The organism is Bacillus sp. FJAT-42376 (assembly GCF_003816055.1).
Classification (GTDB): domain Bacteria; phylum Bacillota; class Bacilli; order Bacillales; family Bacillaceae; genus Metabacillus_B.
Genome location: NZ_CP033906.1, coordinates 458341 through 471753, shown reverse-complemented (window position 1 = coordinate 471753; position 13413 = coordinate 458341). Strand labels below are relative to the sequence as shown.

Annotated in this window: 15 protein-coding genes and 2 other annotated features; all 15 genes read right to left on the bottom strand. The window is 44.6% G+C overall.

Annotation, left to right across the window (positions count from 1 at the left end):
• Window positions 1-118: 118 nt before the first annotated feature.
• Window positions 119-3700 carry a DNA-directed RNA polymerase subunit beta gene (rpoB, locus tag CEF21_RS02275; RefSeq protein WP_123913217.1) on the bottom strand — a complete coding sequence of 1194 codons (3582 nt, stop codon included), beginning with the start codon at window positions 3698-3700 and terminating at the stop codon, window positions 119-121.
• Window positions 3701-3953: 253 nt separating this feature from the next.
• The gene (locus tag CEF21_RS02270; RefSeq protein ID WP_123913216.1) at window positions 3954-4556 is read right to left on the bottom strand and encodes a class I SAM-dependent methyltransferase; all 603 of its coding nucleotides are present in this window, start codon (window positions 4554-4556) and stop codon (window positions 3954-3956) included.
• A 153-nt stretch (window positions 4557-4709) separates the two neighbouring features.
• Window positions 4710-5075 carry a 50S ribosomal protein L7/L12 gene (rplL, locus tag CEF21_RS02265; protein WP_123913215.1) on the bottom strand — a complete coding sequence of 122 codons (366 nt, stop codon included), beginning with the start codon at window positions 5073-5075 and terminating at the stop codon, window positions 4710-4712.
• Between the two features lie 49 nt (window positions 5076-5124).
• Window positions 5125-5625, bottom strand: coding sequence for a 50S ribosomal protein L10 (gene rplJ / locus CEF21_RS02260; protein ID WP_123913214.1), 501 nt, complete (start codon window positions 5623-5625; stop codon window positions 5125-5127).
• A 40-nt stretch (window positions 5626-5665) separates the two neighbouring features.
• Window positions 5666-5813: a sequence feature (ribosomal protein L10 leader region), on the bottom strand.
• Between the two features lie 55 nt (window positions 5814-5868).
• A complete protein-coding gene (rplA, locus tag CEF21_RS02255) occupies window positions 5869-6567 on the bottom strand; it encodes a 50S ribosomal protein L1 (RefSeq protein ID WP_123913213.1) in 699 nt (232 codons plus the stop codon).
• Window positions 6568-6761: 194 nt separating this feature from the next.
• The gene (gene rplK, locus CEF21_RS02250; protein ID WP_035406751.1) at window positions 6762-7187 is read right to left on the bottom strand and encodes a 50S ribosomal protein L11; all 426 of its coding nucleotides are present in this window, start codon (window positions 7185-7187) and stop codon (window positions 6762-6764) included.
• Between the two features lie 176 nt (window positions 7188-7363).
• On the bottom strand, window positions 7364-7897 hold the full coding sequence (gene nusG / locus CEF21_RS02245; RefSeq protein ID WP_123913212.1) for a transcription termination/antitermination protein NusG: 534 nt from the start codon (window positions 7895-7897) through the stop codon (window positions 7364-7366).
• A gap of 179 nt (window positions 7898-8076) precedes the next feature.
• On the bottom strand, window positions 8077-8259 hold the full coding sequence (secE, locus tag CEF21_RS02240; RefSeq protein WP_123913211.1) for a preprotein translocase subunit SecE: 183 nt from the start codon (window positions 8257-8259) through the stop codon (window positions 8077-8079).
• A gap of 153 nt (window positions 8260-8412) precedes the next feature.
• A complete protein-coding gene (gene rpmG / locus CEF21_RS02235) occupies window positions 8413-8562 on the bottom strand; it encodes a 50S ribosomal protein L33 (protein WP_123913210.1) in 150 nt (49 codons plus the stop codon).
• Between the two features lie 82 nt (window positions 8563-8644).
• The gene (sigH, locus tag CEF21_RS02230) at window positions 8645-9301 is read right to left on the bottom strand and encodes an RNA polymerase sporulation sigma factor SigH (protein ID WP_123913209.1); all 657 of its coding nucleotides are present in this window, start codon (window positions 9299-9301) and stop codon (window positions 8645-8647) included.
• A 66-nt stretch (window positions 9302-9367) separates the two neighbouring features.
• On the bottom strand, window positions 9368-9877 hold the full coding sequence (locus tag CEF21_RS02225; protein ID WP_123913208.1) for an NYN domain-containing protein: 510 nt from the start codon (window positions 9875-9877) through the stop codon (window positions 9368-9370).
• Window positions 9878-9882: 5 nt separating this feature from the next.
• Entirely contained in the window at window positions 9883-10629 is a 747-nt protein-coding gene (gene rlmB / locus CEF21_RS02220) for a 23S rRNA (guanosine(2251)-2'-O)-methyltransferase RlmB (protein ID WP_123913207.1), read from the bottom strand.
• Window positions 10626-11045 carry a Mini-ribonuclease 3 gene (locus CEF21_RS02215; protein WP_123913206.1) on the bottom strand — a complete coding sequence of 140 codons (420 nt, stop codon included), beginning with the start codon at window positions 11043-11045 and terminating at the stop codon, window positions 10626-10628. The genes rlmB and CEF21_RS02215 overlap by 4 nt, the downstream gene beginning before the upstream one ends.
• A gap of 4 nt (window positions 11046-11049) precedes the next feature.
• Window positions 11050-12447: a cysteine--tRNA ligase gene (cysS, locus tag CEF21_RS02210; RefSeq protein WP_123913205.1), complete on the bottom strand. Its 1398-nt coding sequence runs from the start codon at window positions 12445-12447 to the stop codon at window positions 11050-11052.
• Window positions 12398-13093 (bottom strand): serine O-acetyltransferase, encoded by a 696-nt coding sequence (gene cysE / locus CEF21_RS02205; RefSeq protein ID WP_123913204.1) that lies wholly within the window; start codon window positions 13091-13093, stop codon window positions 12398-12400. Before cysE ends, cysS begins: the two co-directional genes overlap by 50 nt.
• Window positions 13094-13176: 83 nt before the next feature.
• Window positions 13177-13399, bottom strand: a binding site (T-box leader).
• Window positions 13400-13413: the final 14 nt, after the last annotated feature.

Genomic DNA, 13413 nt, shown 5'->3' with positions numbered 1-13413 from the left:
CAAAAATTAAAGGCTTTAGCATCCGCCTCAAGTGTAGAGACCGGACGCTAAAGCCCGGTTCTAAACCCTAAGGCTGCAGGTGTCTTTCGCGCCTGCTGCTTTGCAGCCATTCCATCATCTATTCTTTCACAACAGCGTCCTTCTCTTTTTCAGTCGCGACAGCTGCTTCTTCTTCCATTTCTTCTCCTAAAGACAGGCTTTCGGAGTTTTGAGGATCTTCATCATCTTCAAGATCTCTCATTTCAATTTCTTTTTCGTCGCCGGAGAGGATTTTGACATCCATACCCAAACTTTGAAGTTCTTTGATCAATACTTTGAATGATTCCGGAACTCCCGGTTCTGGTACATTTTCCCCTTTAACAATGGCCTCGTATGTTTTCACACGTCCAACGACGTCATCCGACTTAACCGTCAGGATTTCCTGAAGAGTATAGGCTGCTCCATAAGCTTCAAGCGCCCAAACCTCCATCTCCCCAAAACGCTGTCCGCCGAATTGAGCTTTACCTCCAAGAGGCTGCTGTGTAACGAGTGAGTATGGTCCGGTAGAACGGGCATGGAGTTTGTCATCAACCATGTGGGCCAGTTTGATCATGTACATGATCCCGACTGATACACGGTTATCAAACGGTTCGCCTGAACGTCCATCATATAGGACTGTTTTAGCGTCTCTCGCCATTCCTGCTTCTTCAAGCGTAGACCATACATCTTCTTCACGCGCACCATCGAATACCGGTGATGCAACATGGATGCCAAGGTAGCGTGCAGCCATTCCCAGGTGAAGCTCGAGCACTTGCCCGATGTTCATACGGGATGGTACACCCAATGGGTTAAGCATGATATCAACCGGAGTGCCGTCTGGAAGATAAGGCATATCTTCTTCCGGAAGGATTCGGGAAATTACCCCTTTGTTACCATGTCGTCCGGCCATTTTATCTCCTTCAGAAATTTTACGCTTCTGAACGATATAAGCGCGTACGAGCTGGTTAACACCCGGCGGCAATTCGTCTCCGTCTTCACGGTTGAAGACTTTAACATCAAGGATGATTCCGCCTCCGCCGTGAGGTACTCTCAGAGAGGTATCACGAACCTCGCGTGCTTTCTCGCCAAAGATTGCGTGAAGAAGTCTTTCTTCAGCTGTCAGCTCTGTTACTCCCTTAGGAGTTACTTTACCGACAAGCAAGTCGCCGTCTTTAACTTCTGCACCGACACGGATGATTCCGCGTTCATCAAGGTTGCGGAGTGCATCTTCCCCGACGTTTGGAATATCTCTAGTGATTTCTTCAGGCCCAAGCTTCGTATCACGTGCTTCGGACTCGTATTCTTCAATATGAATCGAAGTGTAGACATCGTCTTTTACAAGACGCTCACTCATGATGATGGCATCCTCATAGTTGTAGCCATCCCATGTCATGAACGCAACCATAACGTTGCGGCCAAGAGCCAGTTCGCCTTTTTCCATAGATGGTCCGTCAGCAAGAATTTCACCTTTTACTACTTCATCGCCTTCACTTACAATCGGACGCTGATTATAGCAAGTTCCCTGATTGGAACGGATAAATTTCAGCATGCTGTATTTATCAAGGTTACCCTTTACTTTTTTGCCTTCTACTTCTTCATAGCGGCGAACGTAAACGTTTTTCGCTTCGACTTTTTCAACGATACCAGGATGTTTACAGATGACAGCAGCACCTGAATCTTTACCTGAAACGTACTCCATTCCTGTTCCGACAATCGGAGCTTCCGGCTGCATCAAAGGCACAGCCTGACGCTGCATGTTCGCTCCCATAAGGGCACGGTTGGAGTCATCGTTTTCAAGGAAAGGAATACATGCTGTCGCAGCAGATACAACCTGTTTAGGAGATACGTCCATGTAATCAACACGGTCACGCGCAACCACGGTATTCTCACCGCGGAAACGTGCTACGATTCCATCATCAAGGAATGTACCATCGTCATCCAGACGGGCATTCGCCTGTGCCACTACATAGTTATCCTCTTCATCTGCAGTCAGATAATCAATGCGTGCTGTTACTTTTCCTGTATCCGGGTCTACACGGCGGTAAGGTGTTTCGATAAATCCGAAACGGTTTACCTTTGCATAACTGGACAAGGAGTTGATCAGCCCGATATTCGGTCCCTCAGGGGTTTCAATCGGACACATACGGCCGTAGTGAGAATAGTGAACGTCACGAACTTCAAAGCCTGCACGCTCACGAGTCAAACCACCGGGTCCTAATGCAGATAAACGGCGCTTATGCGTAAGCTCAGCAAGAGGATTCGTCTGGTCCATGAACTGAGAGAGCTGAGAGCTTCCAAAGAACTCTTTAATGCTCGCAATAACAGGACGAATGTTAATCAGCTGCTGAGGAGTGATTGTATTTGTATCCTGGATGGACATACGCTCACGAACGACACGCTCCATACGGGAAAGACCGATACGGAACTGGTTTTGCAGCAATTCCCCTACTGAACGCAGGCGGCGGTTACCAAGGTGATCGATATCATCTGTGTCGCCTACTCCGTGAAGAAGGTTAAAGAAATAGCTGATGGAAGAAAGAATATCTGCAGCTGTAATGTTCTTCACAGCTTCTTCTACATAAGCATTTCCGATCACGTTGATCACGTGCTCGCCTTCCGGATCATTTGGAGAGTAAATTTTAATAGATTGAAGAGTTGTTTCTTCCGTCACAACTCCGCCTGAAGGATTCACAGATCTGAAGCCTACTCCGCTCTCAAGGTTCGGAATAATGCGGTCCAGGGTTCTGCGGTCAATAATCGTACCCTTTTCAGCAATGATTTCGCCTGTTTCAGGATCTGCCAATGATTCTGCAAGACGCTGATTGAAAAGGCGGTTTTTTATATGAAGCTTTTTATTTATTTTATAGCGTCCAACACTTGCAAGGTCATAGCGCTTCGGATCAAAGAAGCGGGACTCTAGAAGGCTCTTCGCATTTTCGACAGTTGGAGGCTCTCCTGGACGAAGACGCTCATAGATTTCAAGAAGCGCTTTTTCCGTAGTTTCCGTGTTGTCTTTTTCAAGTGTATTGCGCAAATACTCATTCTCACCGAATAAATCAGTGATTTCTTGATCAGAGCCAAACCCTAAGGCACGCAAAAGAACCGTAACTGGCAGTTTCCGAGTACGATCTATCCGTACATATGCGACATCCTTTGCATCGGTTTCATACTCCAGCCAAGCACCACGGTTTGGAATGACTGTTGCTGTAAAGCCTCTTTTACCATTTTTGTCGACTTTACCGCTGAAATATACACTTGGCGAACGTACTAGCTGAGATACGATAACACGCTCAGCTCCATTGATTACGAACGTTCCGGTTTCTGTCATCAGAGGGAAATCCCCCATGAAAACATCCTGGTCCTTCACTTCGCCTGTTTCTTTGTTGATCAAACGGACTTTTACGCGCAGCGGAGCAGAATAGGTTACATCGCGTTCCTTAGATTCCTCTACGGAATACTTCGGCTCACCAAGGCTGTAATCAATAAACTCTAGCGAGAGGTTGCCAGTGAAATCCTCAATTGGAGAGATATCATAAAACATCTCTCTGAGACCCTCATCAAGAAACCACTGATAAGAAGCTGTCTGAATCTCAATAAGATTCGGCAATTCTAATACTTCGCTAATGCGTGCATAACTTCTGCGTTGGCGGTGCCGTCCATACTGAACTAGTTGACCTGTCAACTGATTCACCCCTCAGTTCATGCATATTGGATCTGTAAAAAGCATTAAACTAGTCACCCTAGCAACTCATGCTTCTACAAGTAAATAACAAAACAAAAAAGGGTTTCTGTTAAGAAAACCACATTTTTTTGAACGAACAGATTCTATAAGTTTTCCCACATATGCTAAATTTATACATTTATTATGTATTTTAGGCATTTGCAGAAATTTAAACATTGGCATTTTATAATATTAACATGCCAAAAAATACGAGTCAATCTTTTTTAGCCCTAATAATATAGTAGCCTTTTTTCTTCTGAACCACGTCTACCTCATCAAAATGCTCTTCCAGTTTAGCGACAGCAGATGGAGCGCCTTGCTTTTTTTGAATGACTGCCCATAATTCCCCGCCGCTGCACAAATGTTCGAAGCTCTTTTCTAAAATCTCATGTACGACTTTCTTGCCTGCCCGGATCGGCGGGTTTGTCAGAATGGCCGCATAGGCTTTATCTGCCACCTTGCTAAATAAATCACTTTGGAAAATGGCTGCATTTTGTATTCCATTGAATTCTGCGTTTTCTTTCGCAAGTTCAACCGCTCTGGAATTAATATCTGCCATATCCACGTTCCGCTCCGGCCACTTCTTCGCAAGAGAAAGCCCAATCGGCCCATATCCGCAGCCCATATCCAGGATGTTCCCCGGAACTTCAGGCATTTCAAATGATTCAATCAGAACTCTTGAACCGAAATCGACTTCATTTTTTGAAAAAACGCCCGAATCACTTCGAAATGTGAAAGAATGGCCAGCCAGATCAAATGACCAGCTTTTCTTATTGCTTTGAACAGTAGGATTCTCAGAGTAGTAATGATCACTCATCGTTTTACCTCCTTGCAGGAGCTTTGAGAGTATATTCTATCATTTAGGGGAAGCTGCTTGCCATGTTCAGCCCGCGCTCTAATAGGGAAGTTTCTTTCTCAGGAAGAAAAAAGCCCGCTTCAAGCAGCGGGCTTTTTCTTATATAGAAAGGAATTACTTAACTTCTACGCCAGCGCCAACTTCTTCAAGTTTAGCTTTAAGCTCTTCAGCTTCTTCTTTAGCAATACCTTCTTTGATTGCTTTTGGAGTGTTATCAACCAATTCTTTTGCTTCTTTAAGCCCAAGACCAGTGATTTCACGAACCACTTTGATAACTTTGATTTTTTGAGATCCAGCAGATGCAAGGATAAGATCGAATTCAGTTTGCTCAGCAGCAGCTTCGCCAGCGCCAGCTCCACCCATCATAGCAACAGGAGCAGCAGCAGTAACACCAAATTCTTCTTCGATAGCTTTAACAAGATCGTTTAGTTCTAGAACTGTCATATTCTTGACAGCTTCAATGATTTGTTCTTTAGACATTATATTTTCCTCCTTATTTTTCAATCAAGTTTTTAATAGTAATACGGGATTATGCGCCTTGTTCTTCTTTTTGATCAGCAACTGCTTTGTTGACAAGAGCAAAGTTGCGGATTGGAGCTTGAAGAACGCTAAGCAACATAGAAAGCAAGCCTTCGCGTGAAGGAAGATCAGCAAGAGCTTTAATTTCCTCAACAGATGCAATGTTGCCTTCGATTACACCAGCTTTGATTTCCAAAGCTTCGTTCTTTTTCGCGAATTCATTCAAAACTTTAGCAGGGGCTACTACGTCTTCTGTGCTGAATGCGATCGCATTCGGTCCAGTTAGAGCGTCGTTAAGACCTGTAAGTTCAGCTGCTTCAACAGCACGGCGAGTCATCGTGTTTTTGTAAACTTTGAATTCTACGCCAGCTTCACGAAGAGATTTACGAAGTTCAGTCACTTGAGCTACTGTAAGTCCGCGGTAGTCAACTACGATTGTAGATTTGCTTTCGCGGAATTTCGTTGTGATTTCTTCAACGATTTGTTTCTTAGATTCGATAATGCTGCTCATTGTTACACCTCCTGTAGAATGATTGACATTATACCGTTCGTGTTCGCATGAAAAAGCCTCCATGCTAGACATGGAGGCGCCGTTTATACATGAGCATAGAATGCTGATCTGTACAATATGGTCACACCTCGGCAGGAAATTAAGCCATTAGCGGCACCTGCTGTCTGCGGTATAATACTCTTATTGAGTTGTCGTTTTAATAACAAAAAGAATTATATACGAACTTCCATAAGAAGTCAATAATTATTTTACAGAGAAGCTAGCAGAGTCAACTTTAACTCCAGGGCCCATTGTTGATGTTACTGCAACACTCTTCATGTAAGTGCCTTTTGCAGCCGCTGGTTTTGCTTTAAGCAATGTGTCAAAGATGGTTTTGAAGTTTTCAACAAGCTTGTTGTCTTCAAATGAAACTTTGCCGATTGGAACGTGGATGATACCGGCTTTATCAACACGGTACTCTACTTTACCAGCTTTGATTTCATTTACAGCTCTTTCAACTTCAAATGTTACAGTACCAGTTTTCGGGTTTGGCATAAGTCCTTTTGGCCCCAATACGCGCCCAAGTTTACCAACTTCACCCATCATGTCAGGAGTTGCAACGATTACATCAAACTCAAACCAGCCTTGCTGAATTTTCGTGATGAATTCGGAATCTCCTACATAATCTGCTCCTGCAGCTTCTGCTTCTTTTGCTTTTTCGCCTTTAGCGAAAACCAAAACTTTTTGAGTTTTACCAGTTCCGTTTGGAAGCACAACTGCTCCGCGGATTTGCTGGTCGTTTTTACGAGGGTCTACTCCAAGACGGAAAGCAACCTCAACTGTTGCATCAAACTTAGCAGTGTTTGTTTTTTTAACCAGTTCAACAGCCTCTGTTACAGGGTATGTTTTAGAACGGTCTACAAGCTTCGCAGCTTCTACATACTTCTTGCCTTTTTTTGCCATTTTAAATGTCCTCCTTATGTGGTTTTAGCGGAAATAACCTCCCACAGGTAAAAGCGCATCTGTCCGGAATCATCCGGGCGGAGCGTTCGGATGGGGCTGAATCTTATGCCGATCCATCCAGGTCACAAATCTGTAAACGAGAATAAAGGTTGCGAACTTGTTAATCCAAACCCGCAACCCTTAAGCATCATCAATTAGTCTTCGATCACAATTCCCATACTGCGCGCAGTACCTTCAACCATCAACATAGCCGCTTCAACGCTTGCTGCGTTTAAGTCAGGCATTTTTGTTTCAGCGATTTCACGTACTTTGTCACGCTTTACAGTAGCCACTTTATTACGGTTTGGTTCACCAGAACCAGACTCAATTCCAGCTGCTTTTTTAAGCAATACAGCAGCAGGCGGAGTTTTCGTAATAAATGTGAAGGAACGATCTTCAAAAACAGTGATTTCTACTGGGATAATCAACCCAGCTTGTTCAGCTGTGCGTGCGTTAAATTCCTTACAGAATCCCATGATGTTCACACCAGCTTGACCCAATGCAGGTCCTACTGGAGGAGCCGGATTCGCTTTGCCGGCAGGGATTTGCAATTTAACCATTTTAATTACTTTTTTAGCCACGAGACACACCTCCTTAAGTCCGTGATGTGGTAATAGGGCCTTGCCCTCCCACTCATAACCTCATTCTTTATGTGAATGATTAGGAAAAAATCAAGTTATCTGTCCCACTTTGAGTGAGACACACTGACTTATGAAATATTATCACTTTTCCCAATCTATTTCAAGTTCTTTTCTGATTATAATTTATCGACTTGCGAGAATTCAAGTTCAACAGGTGTTTCGCGTCCGAACATGTTCACTAGCACTTTGACTTTTTGCTTGTCGTGATCGATGTCTTCAATAACCCCTGTAAAGTCTGCAAACGGACCCTCAATTACTCTGACTGTCTCTTTCAGCTCGAAGTCCACTTCAACACGGCGCTCATCCATCCCCATCCGTTTAAGGATGACTTCTACTTCTTCCGGCAAAAGAGCTGTTGGTTTTGAACCCGAACCGGCTGAGCCGACAAATCCTGTTACACCCGGTGTATTCCGTACAACATACCAGGAATCATCCGTCATGACAATTTCAACGAGTACGTACCCGGGGAACACCTTTTTCTTTACTACTTTCTTTTTTCCGTTTTTGATGTCTGTTTCTTCCTCTTCAGGAACTACGACTCTGAAAATCTTGTCTTGCATCGCCATTGATTCAACACGCTTTTCAAGGTTCGCTTTTACTTTATTCTCGTAACCGGAATACGTGTGAACCACATACCAATTTTTCTCCATACAGTCAGGACCTTTGTCCTTCCCTCCCCGCATTTATCAGTTTTATATAATGAATCTGCTGCGCTTGTCCCCTATGTAAGCAGGCCGTGCAGCTTTTTTGCAAATTAAAAAACCCGCTGAACGGGTCTTTTCGAACAAAGCTGTGGATTATCATTTATTATAACACGGAAAATCCAATTTTATTCAACAATTAACCGAACTAGTTCAGAAATGCCCAAGTCTACGACTGCAAAAAACACAGCTGCAAAGACGACTGTTGCAATAACAGTAATCGTATATCTAGTAAGCTCTTTGCCTTTTGGCCAGCTTACTTTTTTCATTTCACGACCGACATCCCCAAAAAACTTAGAAATACGTCCCATTTCGTTACCTCCAAAAATAAAGAAAATGCTCAAATGGCCTTTCCGGCTTTCTTTCTCGTTTGAAAGAGGATGGCAGGCTCCGGTCGGACCTTCGATTTGTAGCTGCGTCCATCATGGATGCGGGCAAAGCTTTCATAATGAGTGATATAAGTCCTATTTCGTCTCGCGGTGATTGGTATGCGCATTGCATACACCGCAGAATTTCTTCATTTCCAAGCGCTCTGTTGTGTTCGAAGTGCTTTTCATGGTTGTATAGTTGCGGCTACCGCATTCTGTACAGCCCAAAACTACTTTTTTACGCATGCTGGACACCTTCCGCCATGTTTCATATTCTTACAAAATGTATCATAGCGTGGTTTTTCCTGTCAATAAAGGATCGAATTTGTCACATGCTTAATTCGCGGAGTTCCAGGTATCTTTCAAGCTTTCTTTTTACCCGCTGCAGGGCATTGTCAATTGACTTCACGTGACGGTTCAATTCTTCGGAAATTTCCTGATAGGACCTTCCATCCAAATAGAGAGAAAGCACTTTTCTTTCAAGATCGCTTAAAAGCTCAGCCATCTTTACTTCAATATCATCAAACTCTTCCTGATTAATAAAGAGTTCTTCGGGATCCATAATTTTCGCACCGGAAATGACATCCATCAATGTCCGGTCCGATTCATCGTCATAAATAGGCTTGTCCAGAGAAACGTAAGAGTTAAGCGGAATATGTTTTTGGCGGGTTGCTGTTTTGATAGCGGTAATAATCTGGCGGGTAATGCATAGTTCTGCAAAAGCTTTGAATGAGGTTAGCTTGTCCTCTCTGAAGTCACGAATGGCCTTGTATAAACCGATCATGCCTTCTTGAACAATATCCTCCCTGTCAGCTCCAATCAAAAAATAAGATCTTGCTTTCGCTCTGACAAAATTGCGGTACTTCGTAATCAAATAGTCCAGTGCATCACTGTCTCCATTGTGAACTAACTCTACAATCTGCTCATCATCCAGAAACTGAAATTCTTCCTTGCTGAGATACCCCTTGCTGATTTGTGTATTCAAGCCGATCCCCCCGACCGCACATAGATAGGCATATTATACAGCACAAAATTTGGAACTGCAATATGGTTATAGGTCTCCGCGCCGCCATTTCTCAAAGGTTTTTATGACATCTTCCGACAAAGAAATCTTCGAGGAAGGACGTTCGTTTTCCATCCGCCTGACTTTTTTCTTGATGCTTTTTTCAATTGCGTCCATTTCGTTCAGGAGCTCTCTCGCCGATTTGCGCAATGCCCCCTGACCGAAAATGGCCCACTGCTCTGTATAGTCTGAAGTGGCTACGTGAATCTGGGTCCGGATGTCATTCAGTTCAGATGCAAGCTTTTCAATTCGTTCATCCGCCGTTTCATTTTCTTTCGTAAAGATAACTTCCACCCGGTAATTTCTATGCTTCTTCTCTATTCCTTTAACAAGATGCGCGTCGAAAACAATGATGACCCGGTACTTCGTAAAAGCCTGGTATTCCGCCATTTTTTGAATGAGAAGATCTCTGGCCTGCTCAAAATAATCTTTCTTTAGCACTCTGAGTTCAGGCCATGCACCAATGATGTTGTATCCATCGACGAGCAGAATGTTCATTTTCGTCAGCTCCCGAGCGGATGGCGCTTCCTGAAGACCTCATACATAAGCAGACTGGCTGCTACCGAAGCGTTCAGCGAAGTCACGTGGCCTGCCATCGGAAGGTTGATCAGAAAATCACACTTATCCCGGACAAGCCGGCTGACTCCTTTGCCTTCGCTTCCGATCACAAGTCCAATCGGCATTGTACCGTCCAGTGTCCGGTAATCGTCGGATCCCTTTGCATCCGTCCCGGCGATCCATACTCCTTTTTCCTTCAGCTCATCAATCGTCCTCGCAAGGTTCGTCACCCTTGCTACCGGCACATACTCAATGGCACCCGTTGAAGCCTTGGCGACAGTCGCAGTCAGACCGACAGCTCTCCGCTTCGGAATCACAATCCCGTGTGCTCCCACTGCATCAGCCGTTCTCATAATCGATCCGAGATTATGAGGATCCTCAAGCTCGTCCAGAATTAAAATAAACGGGGCTTCTCCTTTTTCCTCTGCTGCCTTGAGAATGTCATCCGTATGAACATATTCATAAGCGGCAACTTGTGCAACAAACCCCTGGTGGTTTCCTTCGACCATCTGATCAAGTTTTCTTTTAGGGACGGTCTGAACGATGATCCCTCTCTCTTTGGCAATCGCTGTGATCTGCAGAGCGGATCCTTTCACAGAGTTCTCTGCCATCCACAATTTATTGATGTCTCTCTCTGACCTTAATGCTTCAAGTACAGGGTTTCTCCCGATAATGTATTCTTCCTGGTTCATCCGTTCTGCCTCCTTTCTTCCAATAACGAAATGGCTTCCGCGGCAATCTCATGAAGCCTGTCTTCTTTTTTCTCTAAAAACAGAAAGCCAATCAGCGCCTCAAACGAAGTACTGTATTTGTATGTGATCATATCCGTGTTTTTCGGAACGGTTCCCGACTTGGCGTTCCTCCCTCTCCGCAGTACATCAAGCTCTTCCTCGGAAAAAAATCCCGCTTCACTCATCGCTTTTAATGCTTCGGCCTGGGCTTTGGCTGATACGAAAGCTTTGGCGTAGCGGTGCAAATCGTTGGGACGGCCCAGCCCTTTTGCAAGAAGGTGATGCCGTATATACACTTCATACACGGCATCTCCCATATAGGCAAGGGCAAGACTGTTCAGCTGTTTCGCATTTTTAATCGTCTTCAGATCAATCATACTGTTATCCTCTTTTCCATCTCGTTCCCTGGGCTGTATCTTCCAAAATGATGTTCATTTCTTTCAGCTGATCCCGGATTTGATCGGATAAGGCAAAATCACGGTCAGCACGTGCCTGAATCCGCTTTTGAATCAGCGCATCAATTTCCTCATCCAGAAGTCCCTGTTCTCCGAAGGAAAGACCCAGTACTCCTGCCAAAGCATCAAACTCCATCAGAAACGCGTCAATGACTTCCTCTGATGTATTGGTTTCCTTAAGATAGAGGTTGGCAAGCTTAGCTAAATCAAATAATACAGAAATGCCGTTAGCCGTATTGAAATCATCGTCCATTTCCTTAATGAACGTATCGCGGAGGTCTTTTATTTTCCCAATCCATCCGCTGCTGTCTCCCGTCAAATTGGCACTGCTCTCTCTGCGGTGCTTCAGGTTGGAGTGAGATGTCTTCAGCCGTTCAAATGCGTTTTTCGTATTCTCAAGCAGTTCCTCGGAATAATTAATCGGGTGACGGTAGTGAACCGACAGCATAAAGAACCTTAAAAGCTGCGGATCGTATTGTTGAATAATGTCGTGAACAAGAACAAAGTTGCCGAGCGATTTCGACATTTTTTCATTATCAATGTTGATATATCCGTTATGAAGCCAGTATTTGGCGAAAGGTTTTCCGGTAAACGCTTCGGATTGGGCAATTTCATTCTCGTGATGGGGGAAGGTAAGATCCTGTCCGCCGGCATGAATATCAATGCTGTCGCCCAGGTATTTCCTCGCCATGGCAGAGCACTCAATATGCCACCCCGGACGTCCTTGGCCCCAGGGGCTCTCCCATGAGATCTCGCCTTCTTTAGCTGCCTTCCATAACACGAAGTCCAGAGCGTCCTGTTTCTTTTCGCCCACTTCAATTCTTGCACCGGAACGCAATTCATCGATGGACTGATGAGAAAGCTTGCCGTACCCTTCAAAAGCACGGGTTTTATAATAAACGTCGCCTCCAGATTCATAGGCGAATCCTTTATCGATTAAAGCCTGAACAAAATCAATAATGATATCCATATTTTCGGTTACCCGCGGATGAACATCTGCATGGCTGCACCCAAGTGCGGTCACATCTTCAAAATAGGCATCAATAAATCGTTCGGCAATCGCCGGAACATCCTCGCCAAGTTCATTGGCCGCTTTAATGAGTTTATCGTCTACATCCGTGAAATTTGAAACAAAATGAACGTCATAGCCGCGGAACTCCAGATACTTCCGAACCGTATCATAGACGATAGCCGGACGGGCGTTCCCGATATGAATGTAGTTATATACCGTAGGTCCGCACACATACATTTTTACCTTGCCTTCTTCAAGCGGTTTAAATTCTTCCTTGCTGCGTGTCAGCGTGTTGTAAAGCCTGATGCCCATCTTCTTTCTTCCCTTCTTTAACTAATTCAAGTTCTGCTTTTAATTTAAGGATTTCCGCTTCCAGCGTTCTGAATTTATCAGATACCGGATCCGGAAGATCTGTATGATTTAAATCCCGTTTAATTTTCTGTCCGTTTCGGATGACGACCCGTCCCGGAATCCCGACGACCGTTGAATGATCGGGTACATCCTGAAGAACGACTGAACCCGCTCCGATTTTCGAGTTCTCCCCTATTGTAATCGAACCGAGGACTTTTGCTCCTGTTGCAATCAGGGCATTATCCAAAATCGTCGGATGGCGTTTCCCTTTTTCTTTCCCTGTTCCGCCTAAGGTTACCCCCTGAAATACCGTCACATTGTCGCCAATTTCACACGTCTCTCCAATGACCACTCCCATGCCGTGATCAATGAAAAACCTTCTCCCGATTTTCGCTCCGGGATGAATTTCAATTCCGGTAAAAAAGCGGCTGACCTGTGAGATCGCTCTCGCTGCAAAATACAGTTTTCTTTTATAAAATGCATGTGCAAGCCTGTGCGCCCATACTGCATGCAGTCCTGAATAGGTCAGAAGGACTTCCAGATAGCTTCGGGCGGCTGGGTCCTGGTCAAAAACAACGTCTACATCTTCCTTCAGCAGCTTGAACAATGTCTCTCCCTCCTGTTTCCCCTGTGTCATTTCTGCCGGTATCCCCCGCAGTTTTCCGCATAAAAAAGACGCCTCTGTACACGGACAGAGACGCCTTTACGCGCGGTTCCACTCTGTTTAGGGCGTCAAAAAACGGCCCTCAACTTAAATCTCCTTAACGCGGAGCAAACGCTTTTGCTTACTAATCGGTTCGGCAAAAGACTCAGGAGGTGCAATTCAAGAACAGTTTCACTTAACCTCTCGCAGCCATGGAGGTTCTCTCTGGAAAGGAAATCTGATCTTTACTATCCTCTTCAACGTTTTAAAATATTATCTATACT